Below are 16,707 nucleotides of genomic sequence, written 5' to 3'. Positions count from 1 at the left end.
GGAGTCATACCCTCTTCATCTTCGTGCTCCATGTCCGAAACGCTCACGCCTTCGGACGAAGGCGCAGCCTTCGTCTCTGACCAGGACGCCGCGCTGCGCCGCTGGACTCACGACACGCCAGGGCCCATCAGGATCGGATCGGACGAACATCGCAAGATGTTCTGCCGGATGCTGCTCGACACGCACGACCCGTACCGCCCCGCCGTGCTCGACTGGCCGAAGCTCGAGCCCGACGCGCTCAAGCGCCTCACGTCGCTGCCGATCTGGGACATGGCCGTGCAGACCGAGGGCCGCGCGTCGATCCGCGTGAAGACTTACGCGCAAACCGTGGCCGATCCCCTGCTGCGCGAGGCGATCGAAATGGACGCCGCCGAAGAGGCCCGCCACAAGGTCGTGCTCTCGCATCTGGTGCGCGCCTACGGCATCGAACTTGCGCAGGAGCCCGCGTATGCGCCGCCCAAATGGGTGGAATGGGCGTGGATGCTGACGGGCTACAGCGAATGCATCGACAGCTTCTTCGCCTTCGGCCTCTTTCGTTCGGCGCAGCGCTCGGGCTTTTTTCCGCAGGACCTCGTCGATACGTTCGAGCCGGTGATCCAGGAGGAGGCGCGCCACATTCTCTTTTTCGTCAACTGGGTGGCCTGGTATCGCAAGACCATGCCATGGTGGCGCAGGCCGTGGCACTCGCTGCGCGTGGCCGGGATCTGGTTCATGCTGGTGCGCGAGCGCATGGCGATCGCGCGCGGCATCGACGCCGACGGCGGCGCCCACGATTCGAACTTCCTGCCCGCGAACCGCGAGGTGCTGGGCGACTCGCTCAAGCCGCGTGAGATGATCGAACTGTGCCTCAAAGAGAATGACGCGCGCATGAGCGGCTACGATCCGCGCCTCTTGCGCCCTACGCTCGTGCCCGCGCTCGCGCGCTTCGCGCTACGCTTCATCAGGAAGTAGCCGCTCGCCACTTCTGGCGGCGGTACGAGGAGAACGATTGCATGAGCTTGACCGCATGGACTGTCGACCGCCAGCTCGAACTGACCGCAAGCGAGGCCGTCGAGGCGATCCGCTCGGGTCAGCTCAAGGCCGCCGACTACGTCGCCACGCTGATCGCCCGCGCCGAGGCGCTCGAAAACCTCAACGCGCTCACCGTGCTCGACGTGGAAGGCGCGCTCGCGGCGGCCCGGCGCATCGACGCGCTCGGGCTCAATGAACGCGCGCATCTGCCGCTCGCCGGCCTGCCCGTGCTCGTGAAGGACAACATCAATACGCGCGGGCTGCAGACTTCGGCCGCCACGCCCGCACTCGAAGGCTTCCAGCCGGCGCGCCACGCGCCCTCGGTGCAGCGGCTCGTCGACGCCGGTGCGGTCGTGCTCGGCAAAGCCAACATGCACGAACTCGCGTTCGGCATCACGAGCACGAATCTCGCGCCGCATGCGGGCCCCGTGCGCAACCCCTACGACCCCGAGCGCATTCCCGGCGGGTCCTCGGGTGGCACGGCGGCGGCCATCGCCGCACGCATCGTGCCCGCGGGACTCGGCACCGACACGGGCGGCTCGACGCGCATTCCGGCCGCGCTGTGCGGCATCGTGGGCCTGCGCCCCTCGGTGGGCGACGGCGGCACGCAACGCCGCTATCACGATCCCCAGGCGGTCGTGCCGATCAGCCACACGCGCGATACGGTCGGACCGATGGCGCGCACCGTCGCGGACGTGGCGCTGCTCGACGCCGTGATCACCGGGCACGGGCCGCTCGCGCAGGCGGCCGTGGCCAATTTGCGCATCGGCTTGCCCGCGCCGCTCTGGGAAGGGCTCGAAGCGGCGCTCGAAGACGTGGCGCGCGGGGCGCTCGCGAAGCTCGAAGCCGCGGGCGTGACCATGGTGCCGGTCGAGATGGGCGACTTGCTTGCGCTGAATGACCGCGTGAGCTTTGCACTCGCGCTGCATGAGCCGATCGAGGACCTGCAGGCGTGGCTCGTCGCGAACAAGGCTCCTGTGCAGAGCGTGGCCGAGGTCGCGGTGCGCATCGCGAGCCCCGACGTGCGCGCGGCCTACGACGCCGTGCTCGCCGACGCGCGCGGCGGCGACTACCAGGCGGCGATGACGGTCTGGCGTCCGCGCCTGCAGCAGCTCTATGCGCAGACCTTCGCCGCAAACGGCCTCGACGCGCTGCTCTTTCCGACCACGCGCCTCGCCGCCGTGCCGCTCGACGAGCTGAACGGGTCGTCGCGCGTGTCGATCGACGGGGCGGCCCCGATCGATGAGATGGAAGCTTATCTACGCAATACCGATCCCGCCAGCAACGCCGGCATTCCGGGGCTCGCGCTGCCGGCGGGCCTCATCGATGCCCGGCTGCCGGTCGGGCTCGAACTCGATGGCCCGCTCGGCAGCGACCGCCGCCTGCTCGCCATCGGCCTGGCGTTCGAGCAGATCCTCGGCTGCCTGCCTGCGCCGATGATCTGAAGCCTCCCGCAAATCCGCCCGCACGCCGCCCTGCGGCAAATGCGCGCACCCGCGCCACACGGCCGGCTCGGCGCGACATGCCGACGCGCCTTTGCGCCGCAATTCCGCATAGGGATCGCCGCCACCGTTACAATGAGAACGGTTCTCATTCGTTGCAAGCCACCGACCCTATGCGTCTGACCGATCTGTCCAAAGGAATGACCGCCCTCGTCGAGCGCGTCGAGGATATTCATGCGAGTGACCCGATCGCGCAGCGTCTGCGCGATCTCGGCTTCGTGCCCGGCGAGCCCGTGCGCGTGGTGGCCCGCGCGCCCTGGAGCGCCGACCCGCTGCTCGTGCAGATCGGCTCGACCCGTTTCGCGCTGCGCCGCGCGGAAGCGCAGCGCGTGAGCGTATCGGCGAACGGGGAGGCCGCGCGATGAGCCAGGCACCGCTGCGCGTCGCCCTCGTCGGTAATCCCAACTGCGGCAAGACCGCCCTCTTCAATCTGCTGACCGGCGCGCGCCAGAAGGTCGCCAACTACGCGGGCGTGACCGTCGAGCGCAAGGAAGGGCGCTTCGCCACGCCCTCGGGCCGCAAGGTGCAGGTGCTCGACCTGCCGGGCGCCTACAGCCTCGACTCGACGAGCCCCGACGAACGCGTCACGCACGACGTGCTGCTCGGCCGCTATCCGGGCGAAGCCGCACCGGACTTGATCGTCTGCGTGGCCGACGCCACAAATCTGCGCCTGCACCTGCGCTTCGTGCTCGAAGTGCAGCGCATGGGCCGCCCGATGGTGCTCGCGCTGAACATGATGGATGCCGCGAAGCGCCGCGGCATCGAGGTGAACGTGCCGGAACTCGCGCGCCGGATCGGCATGCCGGTGGTCGAAACCGTGGCCGTGCGGCGCGGCGGCGCGCAGGCGCTCATCGAGCTGATCGATCGGACCACCGCGCCGGCGCCCGGGATCGCAAATGCGGCCCCGGCGAGCCCCGCGGCGGCCGGCGACGACCTGCACGGCACGGTGCGCGAAATCCTCGCGAGCGCGGTGACGATGCCGCGCGCCACCGACGCTCGCGACGACACCATCGACCGCTTCGCGCTGCATCCGGTGCTCGGCCCGCTGATCCTCGCGTTCGTGATGTTCCTCGTGTTCCAGGCCGTGTACTCGCTCGGCAAGCCGCTCACCGACGCCATCGGCGACGGCTTCGGCTGGCTCGGCTCGCTCGCCGGCGCGGCGCTGCCCGACGGGCCGCTGCGCAGCCTCGTCACCGACGCCCTCTTCGGCGGCGTGGGCACCGTGCTCGGCTTCCTCCCCGAAATCCTCGTGCTGTTTTTCTTCATCCTCGTGCTGGAGGAATCGGGCTATCTGCCGCGCGCAGCGTTCCTGCTCGACCGCATGATGGTGGCCGTGGGCCTCACGGGGCGCTCGTTCATTCCGCTGCTTTCGAGCTTCGCGTGCGCGATTCCCGGCGTGATGGGCACGCGCAGCATCTCCGATCCGCGCGACCGGCTCGCCACGATCCTCGTCGCGCCGCTCATGACGTGCTCGGCGCGGCTGCCCGTCTACGCGCTCCTGATCGGCGCGTTCATTCCGCACCGCATGATCTTCGGCGTATTCAACCTGCAGGGGCTCGTGCTGTTCGCGCTGTACGCCGCCGGCATCGTGGGCGCGATGGCCGTGGGCTGGGTCATGAAGAAGCTGAACCGCGACCGCCGCGAGCACGCGCTGCTGATGGAGCTGCCCTCGTACCGCCTGCCGCGCGCACGCGACATCGCCATCGGCCTGTGGGAACGCGGCGCGATCTTCCTCAAGCGCCTCACGGGCATCATCCTCGCGCTCACGGTGCTGATGTGGTTCATCTCCACGTTCCCCTCGCCGCCCGAAGGCGCGACGCTGCCCGCAATCGACTACAGTATCGCCGGCTATCTCGGCCGCGCACTGCAGTTGCCGTTCGCGCCGCTCGGCTTCAACTGGCAGATGAGCCTTTCACTGATCCCCGCGTTCGCCGCGCGCGAAACGGCAGTGGCCGCGCTCGCGACGGTGTATTCGGTGGCGGGCGGCGACGCCGACATCGTCGCGCTCGGCCACTCGCTCACACAGAACTTCTCGCTCGCGAGCGCGCTCTCGCTGATGGTGTGGTTCGCGTTCGCGCCGCAATGCATGTCCACGCTCGCCGTGATTCGCCGCGAAACACGCTCGTGGCGCGCGGTCGTGATTTCGTTCGGCTACATGTTCGTCGTCGCCTACGCGGCGTCGTTCGTCACGTATCAGATCGCGAGGCACTTCGTATGAACGCCGGACTCGTTGCGCAATATGCGGTGATCGCGCTGCTCGTGGCCGCGAGTCTCGTCTACACGCTGCGCAAGCTCGCACCGAAAACGGCGACGCGCGCGCAGGCCGCCATGGCCGCCGCGCTGCTGCGCCCGCAGCGCGGCGCGTTCGCGCAGCGGCTCGGCCGCTTCGTGCAGCCCGGCGGCGCGACCGGCGATTGTGGCGATGGTTGCGGCACCTGCGGAACGTGCGGGCCGTCGCCCACGTCGGCCACTTCGGCCAACGCTTCCGGCAGCACGCAGCCGGTCACATTTCATCCGCCACGCCGATAACCCGGCGACAAGCCCGTAGCGCTCTGTCATGGGCTGTGCGCTACACTGCGCGCAGCGTCGCGCCGCAGCGTGTGCAGGCAGGCACCGTGGCGTGTTTGATCGACCCCACCCGAATTCTCCGCGCCGATGCGATCCTTGCGTTCCTCCCCGTTCCTGCGCATGTCCCGGCTCGTCGTAGCGACGGCAGCGCTCGTTGCGCTCGCAACCACCGGCGCCTGTGTGCGCCTCTCTGCGATCGACTCCGACGGCCTATGGAAAGTCGTGGGCGGCCAGTGTGTGCCCAACATGCGCGACAAGGGGCAGCCCGGGCCCTGCACGAGCGTCGACTTCCAGAAACGCTACGCAGTGCTCAAGGACATCGCGGGCCGCGCGCAGTATCTGCTGATTCCAACCGACCGTGTGTCCGGCATCGAGAGCCCGGATATTCTCTACGCGGGCTCGCCCGAATACTGGGTGGGTGCGTGGGCGGCCGGACGCCATGTGCAAGCGAAGCTCGGCATGCCGCTCGCCGGCAACCAGCTCGGCCTCGAGATCAATTCCTCGCAGCGCCGCACGCAGAATCAGTTGCACATCCACGTTGATTGCATGCGCACCGACATCACCGAGGCGCTCGCGCCGTTCGGCGACATCACGCCGGGCACATGGCGCTGGACCACGCTCGACGGCGCGCGCTACCGCGTGACGCGCGTGACGAGCCTCTCGAACCGCAACAACCCGTTTCGCGTGGTCGAGCGCGATCTCGGCCCCAATCAGAGCATGGCCATGCAGACGATACTCGTGACCGGCGCGGGCCCCGACGCGCCTCGCGACGGCTGGCTCATCGTCAACAGCGGGCTCGACGTGGACGGCGGCACGGGCACCGCGGAAGGTCTGCTCGATCACACCTGCAGCCTCACGCGCACGAAGAGCGTCTCGCAGTGACGCCCAGTGTCATTCAAGCCGCGCCGTCCTCGCGCGCGGCGCTCCGCGCGCAGGCGGTGCGGTCCGGTGCTGGGCTGTGCTATGCGCCTGCGGGGGCACATTAGACCTGCCGAAGTAAGGGTTCCGCCATTCCTTACCTGAACCCTTTCCTCCAATTACAAAGCCGCCATCCGCCCCCCAAGACCGAATACGATTGCGCCGACCATGGGGCACGACTCTCTGCCGCCTACGTCGAAAATCGGCCAAATCGCTCATTCATCGGGGGGCTTCACATGTCATTGAGCGCGTTATCCAGCTCGAATTCACTCTATTCAATCTGGTCGTCTTACCAGGCAAACGGGCAAACATCGGGCAGCAGCTCGACGTCCGGCTGCATGCCGCTGGCCTCGGACGCCTCGTCGAACTCGGACAGCGTCAACCCGCTCGCCGCTGCCATCGCCTCGGCGCTCTCTTCGCTCGGGCTGAGCACGGACAGCACCAGTGCGTCCACGAGCACGGCCAGCACCGGTTCAACCTCGAGTACCACGGATTCGACGTCGAGCACGTCGTCCACATCGAGCGATTCGCTTGCCGCCGCGCTGCAGCAATTCCTCGGCGCGCTCTTTCAGGCAGCCGCGCAGCAAAACGGTGTCGCGTCGACAGGCACGACCGACAGCAGCACGGTCTCGTCGACAAGCTCGACAAGCTCGGCGGCTACGGTAATCGCGGCCGCCGCGGCTTCGAGTTCGAGTTCGAGCGTCAGCGCAGCTTCGTCCAGCGACACGGGCGACACGGGCGACACGAGTGACGCAAGTGACGCGAGCGCCACGGCGGCCATGATGCAGCCGCCACCCCCGCCTCCGCAGCCGCCTTCGTCCGGCGGTTACGGCAACGACCTCGCATCGGCGATCTCGAACCTCGCGCAGTCGCTCTCGTCGACTTCGAGCAGCACGTCTTCCGATTCCAGCTCGTCGAGCAGCGACAGCAGCGCGGACAGCGCACTGACCTCGGACTTTCAGAACCTGTTGACGGCGATGGGCGCTTCGTCGAGCACATCGTCGAGCGACACGACGAGCGAACTCCAGCAGTTCCTCACGACGCTCGCGAGTAACCTGCAGCAGCAAGGGTCCGGCGCCGCGAGCGGCTTGTTCGTGAGCACGACGGCCTGAAGGCCAGGTGTCAGGGGTGCCCGCTTATCGTAGCGACGGCCCATTCGCGCGCCGGGGCCACAACGGCCTGGCGCGTTCTCTTGTGCAGTGGTGTATCAGCGGCGGGTTGCCGGAAAGGCAAGCTGCACGAGCAGGCCGCCATCGGGATGGTTGTCGACGAGACACTGGCCGCCGTTGTCGCGCGCGAGCCGCGCAACGATGGCAAGCCCGAGGCCGCAGTGCCCTTCGCCGCCGCGCGCAGCATTCAGGCGTACGAACGGTCGCATGGCGGCCGCGATGCGCTCCGGCTCGATGCCGCCGCCGTGATCGCGCACGCGTATCACGCACGAGCCGTTGCCGATCGAGGTCGCGATCTCGACCGGCGGTGCGCCGTACTCGAGTGCGTTATCGACGAGGTTGGTCACGAGCCGGTCCAGCGCCACCTGCGGCAGTTTGAACGACGAGCCGGCGTGCAGATCCAGCACGAACAACGGCCCGTTGCCGCCTTCGATTTCGTCCGGATTGCCGAACTGGCTTCGCAGAAAGGCATCGACTTCGATCAGCCTGTCCGCTTCGGGCGCATGTTGCGCGAATTCCAGAAACTGCTGGACGATGTGCGCGAGCGAATCGACGTCGCGCAGCATGCCCTTGCGCTCGCTCTCCTCGGCCATCAGGCTCGCTCGCAGCTTGAGCCGCGTGAGCGGTGTCTTCAGATCGTGCGCGATGCCGCTCAGCATCACCACGCGGTCGTCTTCGGCCTCGTTCACACAGCGCATCATGTCGTTGAAGGACGCGCTCACCTCGCGCAGCTCGCGCGGCCCCTTCCCATCGAGCGGCGCAATGCGTTCGCCGGTGCCGAAGCGGCGTGCCGCCTGCGCGAGGCTCGCGAGCGGCTTCTGGATCTGCCAGGCCGCGAGGAAAGAAAGCATGAGCGCCGCCAGCAGCATCGAAATCGACTCGATCACGAAGGGCGGCGGCGGCGGAATGTCGACCGGCACGACGACCCATGTCGGGCTGTCCGGGAAGCGCACCCAGAGTTGCGGCGGCTCGGCGTCGTCGACGGCGAACTGCGTGCCGGGCGGCAGATTCGTGCGCAGATGGCGAACCAGCTGGACGAGCGGCCGGCGCTTCGGTTCATGCAGATGAACGTTCTGGGGCACGTTCCACGCCGGCACGCGGTGCACGCGCATCATGGCGCTCAAGTCGCCGTCCTTGCGCGGTTCGAGCGATTTTCCGAGGCGCACGGCGGGGAGCGCATCCGCTTCGTCCCCGTGCTCCTCGTTCGCGACTCGCAGCACTAGCAGGACGCCGCGTGCGAAGCCGTCCACGTCATGGTGCGGCCGCTGCACGGCCAGCAGCACGAACCAGCCTAGTTGCATCGCCAGCAATACGGCCGCCGAGAGCAGCGCCATGCGCCCGAACAGCGTGTTCAGCGGGCTCCTCACGAGAAGGTCGCGGCGTGCTGCTCGCCATGCGGATCCGCGTAGAGCGCCGGATCCGGCACGAAAACATAGCCCTTGCCGCGCACCGTCTGGATGTGGCGCGGGTTCGACGGGTCGGCTTCGATCACGCGACGCAGCCGCCAGATCGGCACGTCGAGGCCGCGTTCGCTGAAGGCCCGCTCGTCACGATGCACGAGATCGTGGATCAGCGTGCGTGAAAGCACTTTGTAGGGATGCGTGGCAAATACCTTCAGCAGCGCGAATTCGCTTTCCCGCAACGCGATTTGCGTATCGCGGCACGACAGCGTGCGCAGCGTGAAGTCGAGTTCGAATTCCCCGAAGCGGTAGCGCCTGCGCGCCTCCGGCGCGCTCGCCGTCGAAGGCCCGCGCCGGCGCAGGATGTTCTGGATCCGCACGAGCAGTTCGTGCGGATCGAACGGCTTGGGCAGATAGTCGTCCGCGCCGAGCGAAAGCCCGCGTATGCGGTCGGTCACGCCGCCGCGTGCGGTGACGAAAATGACGGGAATGTCGTCGCCGGCCGCGCGCAATGCGGCGATGGCCTCGAGACCGTCGGTGTCGGGCATCATGATGTCCAGCACGACAAGGGACGGCCGTTCGCGCTCGAGCCGGCGCTGGAGATGGACGCCGTCGTGAAGGACGGCCGTGTCGAAGTTGTGCGAGCGCAGGAAGCGGCTCAGCAGGTCGCGCACGACGGGATCGTCGTCGACAATGAGGACGCTAGGATTCATGCCGGGATTTTAAAGCAGCGCGTGGGCCCGGCAGCCCAACGATTCTTACCATTCCTTTCCCGCGACCCGCGTAAAAAAGGGGCGGAATCTTTGCCGTCCCGCCCCGTCGAGACGAAACCATGACGGGGCGGGACGGTGTATCAGGCAAGATCGAAGCGATCGAGATTCATCACCTTGACCCACGCCGCCACGAAGTCGCGCAGGAACTTCTCCTCTCCGTCATGGCTTGCGTACACCTCGCTCAGCGCACGCAATTGGGAGTGCGAACCGAAAATAAGGTCCACGCGGGTTCCGGTCCATTTCGGCTTGCCCGACTTGCGCTCAGTGCCCTCGAACACGTCGTTTGCGTCGGATAGCGGCTTCCACTGCGTGTTCATGTCGAGCAGGTTGCGGAAGAAGTCGTTCGTGAGCGCGCCCGGACGATCCGTGAACACACCGTGAGCGTCCTTGCCCGCCTGCACGCCCAGCACGCGCAGGCCGCCCACCAGCACCGTCATCTCGGGCGCGGTGAGCGTGAGCAACTGTGCCTTGTCGATGAGCAGCGCTTCGGCCGGCGCGGGGAACTTGCGCTGGAGGTAATTGCGAAAGCCGTCGGCGAGCGGTTCGAGCACCGCCACCGAAACCACGTCGGTCTGCTCCTGCGAAGCGTCCATGCGACCCGGGGCGAACGGCACGCTCAACGTGTGACCAGCCTTGTGCGCCGCCTGCTCGATGCCCACGCCGCCCGCCAGCACGATGAGGTCGGCCAGCGACACCTTCTTGCCGCCCGACTGCGCGCCGTTGAAATCGGCCTGAATGCCTTCGAGCGCCTTGAGCACTTTGGCAAGCTGCTCGGGATGATTGACGGCCCAGTCCTTTTGAGGCGCGAGGCGAATGCGCGCGCCGTTGGCGCCGCCGCGCTTGTCGGACCCGCGGAACGTCGAGGCAGAAGCCCACGCCGTCGAAACCAGCTCCGCAACGGACAGCCCCGAGGCCGCAATTTTCTGCTTGAGCGCGGCGACGTCCTGCTCGTTCACTAGCGGGTGATCGACGGCCGGAATCGGGTCCTGCCAGATCAGCGCTTCCTGCGGCACTTCCGGGCCGAGATAGCGCGCACGCGGCCCCATGTCACGATGTGTCAGCTTGAACCACGCACGTGCGAAAGCATCGGCGAACTGGTCGGGATGCTCCATGAACCGGCGCGAAATCTTTTCGTACTCCGGATCGAAACGCAGCGAGAGATCCGTGGTCAACATCGTTGGGCGCAGCTTTTTCGACGGATCATAAGCGTGCGGGATGGTCTCGCCGCCATCCTTCGCGACCCACTGGTTCGCGCCCGCCGGGCTCTTCGTGAGTTCCCATTCGTGGCCGAACAGGTTCTGGAAGAAGCCCATGCCCCACTGTGTGGGCGTGCTGGTCCACGTCACTTCCAGGCCGCTCGTGATCGTGTCCGCACCCTTGCCGGCGCCAAAGCGGCTCTGCCAGCCGAGGCCCATGTTTTCGAGGCCGGCGGCTTCGGGCTCGGGACCCACGTTGTCCGCTGGGCCCGCGCCGTGCGTCTTGCCGAAGGTATGGCCGCCCGCGATCAGCGCGACGGTTTCCTCGTCGTTCATCGCCATGCGCCCGAAGGTATCGCGGATATCGTGCGCCGCCGCAAGCGGATCGGGATTGCCGTCCGGACCTTCGGGGTTCACGTAGATCAGACCCATTTGCACCGCACCAAGCGGGTTCTCGAGATTGCGCCCGCTGTCCGTGCGGCTGTGTTCGGTGCCGTGCAGCGCTTCGTCGGCCACGAGCACCCCTTCGTCCTGGCCGGCGGCGCCCTTGCCGTAGCGCACGTCACCGCCCAGCCAGGTTTTCTCGTTGCCCCAGTACACATCCTGGTCCGGCTCCCAGGTATCCTCACGTCCGCCCGCGAAACCGAAGGTCTTGAAACCCATGGTTTCGAGCGCGACGTTGCCCGCCAGGATCATCAGGTCTGCCCACGAAATATTCTGGCCATACTTCTGCTTGATGGGCCACAACAGGCGGCGCGCCTTGTCGAGGCTCACGTTGTCGGGCCAACTGTTGAGCGGCGCGAAGCGCTGCTGACCACGGCCACCGCCGCCGCGCCCGTCGCCGATGCGATAGGTGCCGGCGCTATGCCACGCCATGCGGATAAAGAGCGGACCGTAGTGGCCGAAGTCGGCGGGCCACCAGTCCTGCGAGTCGGTCATGAGCGCCGCGAGATCCTTCTTCACGGCAGCGAGATCGAGGCGCTTGAAGGCCTCGGCGTAGTTGAAGTCTTCATCGAGCGGATTGGACTTGCTGGAGTGCTGGCTCAGCAGATCGACCCGTAACTGCTTCGGCCACCAGTCGCGGTTCGTCGTGCCGCCGCCGGCGGCATGGTTGAATGGACACTTCGCTTCATTCGACATGGACAACTCCGTGAGAGGAGATAGACGTCATGCGCGTAAGGCTTGCAAAGGCGACGGTCGTTGAGGTTGCCGCCCGCGCGGCCCAGCAATCCCGTGTTGCGTGCTCCATGTATACCTGTAATGGCGCCAGCACGAGTTGCCTGCGTGCGGCAGGCTGCCGGGCGTTTGCCAAAGGGAGTTGGCCTGGCGCGCGCGTGCCGCCTTGCCAATATATGGCAGGCTGCCAAGACGTTGTTGTGATTCTGGCAATGCCATCGATAGACCACCACTATGCCGCGATGCGGCAAACGCCTCCCGAATTCACACAAGTCAGCTAACGTCGAACGACGCGGCTTCGGCAACGCTAGTTCGCCAGTCCCCGTGAGGCCGCCGCCAGCTGGCCAAGCTGCGCAGCCGTCGCCCAGACACCCTGTTGAAGGCACTACACGAAAGCGGCGTGCCTCAAGGGCACAACTCTCACATCGCTCTCCAGCCGAAGGAAGGCTGGAGAGAACGCGATGAACCTCGCGTCACGCGGCTTCGAGCACCAGCAATTGCGCGCCGTCCGCCACCTGGTCGCCCACGCCGTACAACACCTCGGTGACTTTGCCGGCAGAAGGCGCGCCGATCGTGTGCTCCATCTTCATCGCCTCCATGACGATGAGCGGCGTGCCTTTCTCGACGACTGCGCCCGGCTCCACCAGCACGGCGATCACCTTGCCCGGCATGGGCGCGGTCAGCCGGCCTTCGCCGTGCTCCGCATCCGCAGCATGCGCGAGCAGGTCCTGCCACTCGAACGCCATCGCGGTCCCGAGGCAGAACACATGGAACACATCGCCATCGATGAAGACGCGACCCGTCACGCGCCTGTCGCCGATGGTCGCGCCGTATTCGTCGGCGTTTTCGCCGCGCCACCATGCATAGGGTTCCGCACGTCCAGCCCAGGCCAGCGTCTGCTCGCCGCCGTCTTGCGTATGCGTCACCGCGATCGCCGTATCGCTTTCAACGTCGCGCCACGCAAGCGGCTGCGTGAAGCCGCTGTTCAACCGCCAATGCGAAAGCGATTGCCACGGCGACGCGCCCGCTGACGTCTCAACTGCCGCCCTGACCTCGCGGCCCAGCAGCGCCGCGCACGCCAGTGCGAGGGCTTCGCGAACCGGCTGCTGCCCCGGCGCGAACAGCGCCTCGTGGTTGCGTTCGATGAGGCCCGTATCGAGATCCGCATTCGCGAAGGGCTCGCAGGTCACGAGCCTGTGCAGGAATTCGACGTTCGTGTGCGGCCCCGCTACCTCGCACGCTTCGAGCGCGCGCTCCATGCGCGCGAGCGCCTCCGCGCGCGTGGCGCCGTGCACGATGAGCTTGGCGATCATCGGGTCGTAGAACGGCGTGATCGTGTCGCCTTCGCGCACGCCGCTGTCGATGCGCACGTGCGCGCGCTGGCCCGCATCGCCGAGCCGGAACTCGACACCCTCGGGCATGCGCAGGTGCTTGAGCGTGCCTGTGGAGGGGAGGAAACCGCGCGCGGGATTTTCCGCGTAGATGCGCGCTTCGAGTGCATGCCCCGTGATCGAGAGCTGCGACTGTTCGAGCGGCAAGGGCTCGCCCGCTGCCACGCGCAACTGCCATTCGACCAGATCGAGGCCCGTGACCATTTCCGTCACCGGATGCTCGACCTGCAGGCGCGTGTTCATCTCCATGAAGTAAAAGTCGGCACCCGTCATGATGAATTCGACCGTGCCGGCGCCCACGTAGTGCACCGCGCGCGCCGCGGCCACGGCCGCCTCGCCCATCGCGCTGCGGACCCGCTCGTCGAGGCCGGGTGCGGGTGCTTCCTCGAGCACCTTTTGATGACGGCGCTGCACCGAGCAGTCGCGGTCGAACAGGTAGACCGCGCCACCGTGTTTGTCCGCGAAAACCTGCACTTCCACGTGACGCGGCCGCGTGAGGTACTTCTCGATCAGCACGCGGTCGTTGCCGAAGCTGCTCGCCGCCTCGCGCTTGCACGAGGCGAGCGCCGCGGCGAAGTCCTCGCTGCGCTCGACCACGCGCATGCCCTTGCCGCCGCCGCCCGCGCTGGCCTTGAGCAGCACGGGGTAGCCCATCGCATCGGCTTCGCGCTGCAGGAGCACCGGGTCCTGGTCATCGCCGTGATAACCGGGCACGAGCGGCACCGCCGCCGCTTGCATCAGCGCCTTGGCCGCCGCCTTCGAGCCCATTGCCGCGATCGCATCGACTGGCGGCCCGATGAAGACGATACCGGCCGCTTCGCAGGCGCGCGCAAAATCTTCGTTCTCCGAAAGAAAGCCATAACCGGGGTGGATGGCCTGCGCGCCCGTTGCGCGTGCGGCTTCGATGATGCGCTCGATGCGCAGATAGCTTTGCGCGGCAGCCGCTTCGCCAATGTGCACGGCTTCGTCGCAGGCCGCGACGTGCTTGGCGTTCGCGTCGGCGTCCGAATACACGGCCACGCTCTTCACGCCAAGCCGCCGGCAGGTGGCCGCAACCCGGCACGCAATTTCGCCCCGGTTGGCAATCAGGATCTTGTTGAACATATTCTGTCCTCGTTTCGTGTCGTCGCTTCGTAACGCTGCTTCATGTCCCTATTGGGCGCGCCAGCGCGGCGCGCGCTTTTCGAGGAACGACGACACGCCGTCACGTCCCTCATCGCTCGCGCGAATGCGCGCGATGCGAACGGCGGTGTCTTCGATCAGAGCTTCGTTGAGCGTTTGTCCTGCGATGTCCTGCACGAGCTGCTTGCACTCGCGAACGGCATTTGGGCTGTTCGCGCAAAGTGTTTCGGCGATGCGCTGCACGGTCGCGTCGAGCGCGTCGGCGCTCACGGCTTCGCTCACGAGGCCGAGCCGCTGCGCCGTGGCGCAATCGAACGCTTCGGCCGTGACGAAGTAGCGGCGCGAGGCCTGCTCGCCCAGCGCGCGGATCACGTAGGGCGCGATCGTGGCCGGCATGAGGCCGAGTCGCGCTTCGGAAAGGCAGAAGTGCACGGATTCGACGGCCACCACGATATCGGCGGCGCACACGAGGCCCATGCCGCCCGCGTAGGCGTCGCCGTGCACGCGCGCGACGACGGGCTTCGGGCAGCGATAGACGGCCTGGAGCATCTGCGCGAGTCGCAGCGCGTCCGCACGGTTCTCCTCGTCGGAGTAGCCGGCCATCTTGCGCATCCAGTTCAGGTCGGCGCCCGCGCAAAAGGCCTTGCCGCTGCCCGCCAGCACGATCGCGCGAACGTCGTCGTGCTTGCCGAGCGCCGTGAAGGCCGCCGTCACGTCGGCGATCATCGTCTCGTTGAACGCGTTGCGCACTTCGGGGCGATTGAGCGTGACGGTCGCCACGTGCCCCACAATTTCAACGACAAGCGTTTCATATTGCATCGTTGTCTCCTCCTGTCCCGCATGAACTCGCATGCTTCACATGCGGAACACGCCGAAGCGCGTATCCTCGATCGGTGCGTTCATCGCTGCGGAAAGGCCGAGGCCGAGCACGTCGCGGGTTTGCGCCGGATCGATCACGCCATCGTCCCACAAGCGCGCGCTCGCGTAATACGGGTGGCCCTGACGCTCGTACTGGTCGCGAATCGGCTGCTTGAACGCGTCCTCTTCCTCGGCGCTCCACGTGCCGCCCTTCGCTTCGATGCCGTCGCGACGCACCGTGGCGAGCACGGACGCGGCCTGCTCGCCGCCCATCACGGAGATACGCGCATTGGGCCACATCCACAGGAAGCGCGGCGAATACGCGCGCCCGCACATGCCGTAATTCCCCGCGCCGAACGACCCGCCGATGATGACCGTGAACTTCGGCACTTTCGCCGTGGCCACTGCCGTCACCATCTTCGCGCCATTGCGCGCAATGCCCTCGTTCTCGTACTTGCGGCCGACCATGAAGCCCGTGATGTTCTGCAGAAACACGAGCGGAATCTTGCGCTGGCAGCACAGCTCGATGAAGTGAGTGCCCTTGAGTGCCGATTCGGAAAACAGAATGCCGTTGTTCGCGACGATACCCACCGGGTGGCCCCAGATGTGCGCAAAGCCGGTGACGAGCGTGGTGCCGTAGCGCGCCTTGAATTCGTCGAAAGCCGAGTCGTCGACGATGCGTGCGATCACCTCGCGCACGTCGAAGGGCTTGCGCGTATCCACGGGAATCACGCCGTAGAGGCTCTTCGCGTCGTAGCGCGGCGGCAGCGGCTCACGCAGCACGACAGGCGGCGTTTTCGTGCGATTGAGATTGCCGACGATGCTGCGCGCAATGGAGAGCGCGTGCGCGTCGTTCTGCGCGAGGTGGTCGGCCACGCCGGAAAGGCGCGTGTGGACATCGCCGCCGCCAAGGTCTTCGGCGCTCACTTCCTCGCCCGTGGCGGCCTTCACGAGCGGCGGCCCACCCAGAAAAATCGTGCCCTGGTTCTTCACGATGATCGATTCATCGCTCATTGCCGGCACATAGGCGCCGCCGGCCGTGCACGAGCCCATCACCACGGCAATCTGTGGAATGTCCTGCGACGAGAGATTCGCCTGGTTATAGAAGATGCGGCCAAAGTGATCGCGGTCCGGAAACACCTCGTCCTGGTTGGGCAGGTTCGCACCGCCCGAATCGACGAGATACACGCAAGGCAGGTTGTTTTCCTGTGCGATCTCCTGCGCGCGCACGTGCTTCTTCACGGTGACAGGATAATACGTGCCGCCCTTCACCGTCGCGTCGTTGCAGACGATCACGCATTCCTGGCCCGCAATGCGGCCAATGCCCGTGATGATGCCCGCGCCCGGCGCGTCGTCGTTGTACATGCCGTAGGCGGCGAGCTGCGAAAGCTCCAGAAACGGCGTGCCCGGATCGAGCAGTTGCGCGATGCGATCGCGCGGCAGCAGCTTGCCGCGCGAGAGGTGCTTGTCGCGCGCCGCCTCTCCGCCACCCAGCGACAGTTTCTGGATCTTCTCGCGCAGGTCCGCGACGACCGCCTCGAGTGCAGCGGCATTCGTCTTGAAGTCTTCCGATCGCGGGTTGAGCTTCGATTCAATGACCGGCATCCCGTCCTCCCTGTATCA

Annotated in this window: 15 protein-coding genes; 7 read left to right on the top strand and 8 right to left on the bottom strand. The window is 66.8% G+C overall.

Annotated features, from left to right (window positions below; genetic code table 11):
* The first annotated feature begins 30 nt into the window (after window positions 1-30).
* The 6 genes from VMJ11_RS15820 (at window position 31) to VMJ11_RS15795 (ending at window position 5,963) form a co-directional block, all read left to right on the top strand.
* Window positions 31-951, top strand: coding sequence for a ferritin-like domain-containing protein (locus VMJ11_RS15820; RefSeq protein ID WP_325620333.1), 921 nt, complete (start codon window positions 31-33; stop codon window positions 949-951).
* A 41-nt stretch (window positions 952-992) separates the two neighbouring features.
* Window positions 993-2,456: an indoleacetamide hydrolase gene (gene iaaH / locus VMJ11_RS15815; RefSeq protein ID WP_325620332.1), complete on the top strand. Its 1,464-nt coding sequence runs from the start codon at window positions 993-995 to the stop codon at window positions 2,454-2,456.
* A 197-nt stretch (window positions 2,457-2,653) separates the two neighbouring features.
* On the top strand, window positions 2,654-2,878 hold the full coding sequence (locus VMJ11_RS15810) for a FeoA family protein (protein ID WP_414694404.1): 225 nt from the start codon (window positions 2,654-2,656) through the stop codon (window positions 2,876-2,878).
* A complete protein-coding gene (gene feoB, locus VMJ11_RS15805) occupies window positions 2,875-4,731 on the top strand; it encodes a ferrous iron transporter B (RefSeq protein ID WP_325620330.1) in 1,857 nt (618 codons plus the stop codon). Before VMJ11_RS15810 ends, feoB begins: the two co-directional genes overlap by 4 nt.
* A complete protein-coding gene (locus VMJ11_RS15800) occupies window positions 4,728-5,042 on the top strand; it encodes a DUF6587 family protein (RefSeq protein WP_325620329.1) in 315 nt (104 codons plus the stop codon). Before feoB ends, VMJ11_RS15800 begins: the two co-directional genes overlap by 4 nt.
* A 126-nt stretch (window positions 5,043-5,168) precedes the next feature.
* Window positions 5,169-5,963, top strand: coding sequence for a CDP-diacylglycerol diphosphatase (locus tag VMJ11_RS15795; protein ID WP_325620328.1), 795 nt, complete (start codon window positions 5,169-5,171; stop codon window positions 5,961-5,963).
* A 325-nt stretch (window positions 5,964-6,288) separates the two neighbouring features.
* Here the strand turns inward: VMJ11_RS15795 and VMJ11_RS15790 are convergent, their stop codons facing one another.
* Both VMJ11_RS15790 and VMJ11_RS15785 read right to left on the bottom strand, forming a co-directional pair.
* Window positions 6,289-6,516, bottom strand: coding sequence for a hypothetical protein (locus VMJ11_RS15790; RefSeq protein ID WP_325620327.1), 228 nt, complete (start codon window positions 6,514-6,516; stop codon window positions 6,289-6,291).
* 51 nt (window positions 6,517-6,567) lie between these two features.
* Entirely contained in the window at window positions 6,568-6,780 is a 213-nt protein-coding gene (locus tag VMJ11_RS15785; RefSeq protein ID WP_325620326.1) for a hypothetical protein, read from the bottom strand.
* Here VMJ11_RS15785 and VMJ11_RS15780 point away from each other — a divergent pair.
* Window positions 6,779-7,111 (top strand): hypothetical protein, encoded by a 333-nt coding sequence (locus VMJ11_RS15780; protein WP_325620325.1) that lies wholly within the window; start codon window positions 6,779-6,781, stop codon window positions 7,109-7,111. The genes VMJ11_RS15785 and VMJ11_RS15780 overlap by 2 nt on opposite strands.
* A 95-nt stretch (window positions 7,112-7,206) precedes the next feature.
* Here VMJ11_RS15780 and VMJ11_RS15775 read toward each other — a convergent pair whose 3' ends face one another.
* The 6 genes from VMJ11_RS15775 to VMJ11_RS15750 all read right to left on the bottom strand — a co-directional run bounded on the left by VMJ11_RS15775 (window position 7,207) and on the right by VMJ11_RS15750 (window position 16,689).
* Window positions 7,207-8,535: an ATP-binding protein gene (locus tag VMJ11_RS15775; RefSeq protein WP_325620324.1), complete on the bottom strand. Its 1,329-nt coding sequence runs from the start codon at window positions 8,533-8,535 to the stop codon at window positions 7,207-7,209.
* Entirely contained in the window at window positions 8,532-9,281 is a 750-nt protein-coding gene (locus VMJ11_RS15770; protein ID WP_325620323.1) for a response regulator, read from the bottom strand. The genes VMJ11_RS15775 and VMJ11_RS15770 overlap by 4 nt, the downstream gene beginning before the upstream one ends.
* A gap of 140 nt (window positions 9,282-9,421) precedes the next feature.
* Window positions 9,422-11,677: a catalase/peroxidase HPI gene (gene katG / locus VMJ11_RS15765; protein ID WP_325620322.1), complete on the bottom strand. Its 2,256-nt coding sequence runs from the start codon at window positions 11,675-11,677 to the stop codon at window positions 9,422-9,424.
* A gap of 509 nt (window positions 11,678-12,186) precedes the next feature.
* Window positions 12,187-14,208: an acetyl/propionyl/methylcrotonyl-CoA carboxylase subunit alpha gene (locus VMJ11_RS15760; RefSeq protein WP_325620321.1), complete on the bottom strand. Its 2,022-nt coding sequence runs from the start codon at window positions 14,206-14,208 to the stop codon at window positions 12,187-12,189.
* Window positions 14,209-14,256: 48 nt separating this feature from the next.
* Window positions 14,257-15,045, bottom strand: a complete 789-nt coding sequence (locus VMJ11_RS15755) for an enoyl-CoA hydratase/isomerase family protein (protein WP_325620320.1) — start codon at window positions 15,043-15,045, stop codon at window positions 14,257-14,259.
* A gap of 36 nt (window positions 15,046-15,081) precedes the next feature.
* Window positions 15,082-16,689 (bottom strand): carboxyl transferase domain-containing protein, encoded by a 1,608-nt coding sequence (locus tag VMJ11_RS15750; protein ID WP_325620319.1) that lies wholly within the window; start codon window positions 16,687-16,689, stop codon window positions 15,082-15,084.
* Between the last annotated feature and the right edge of the window lie 18 nt (window positions 16,690-16,707).

The sequence above is a fragment of the Paraburkholderia sp. genome (genome assembly GCF_035501035.1).
Classification (GTDB): domain Bacteria; phylum Pseudomonadota; class Gammaproteobacteria; order Burkholderiales; family Burkholderiaceae; genus Paraburkholderia.
Note: the sequence above shows the minus strand (reverse complement) of the source record. Positions and strands in the feature narration are given on the sequence as shown.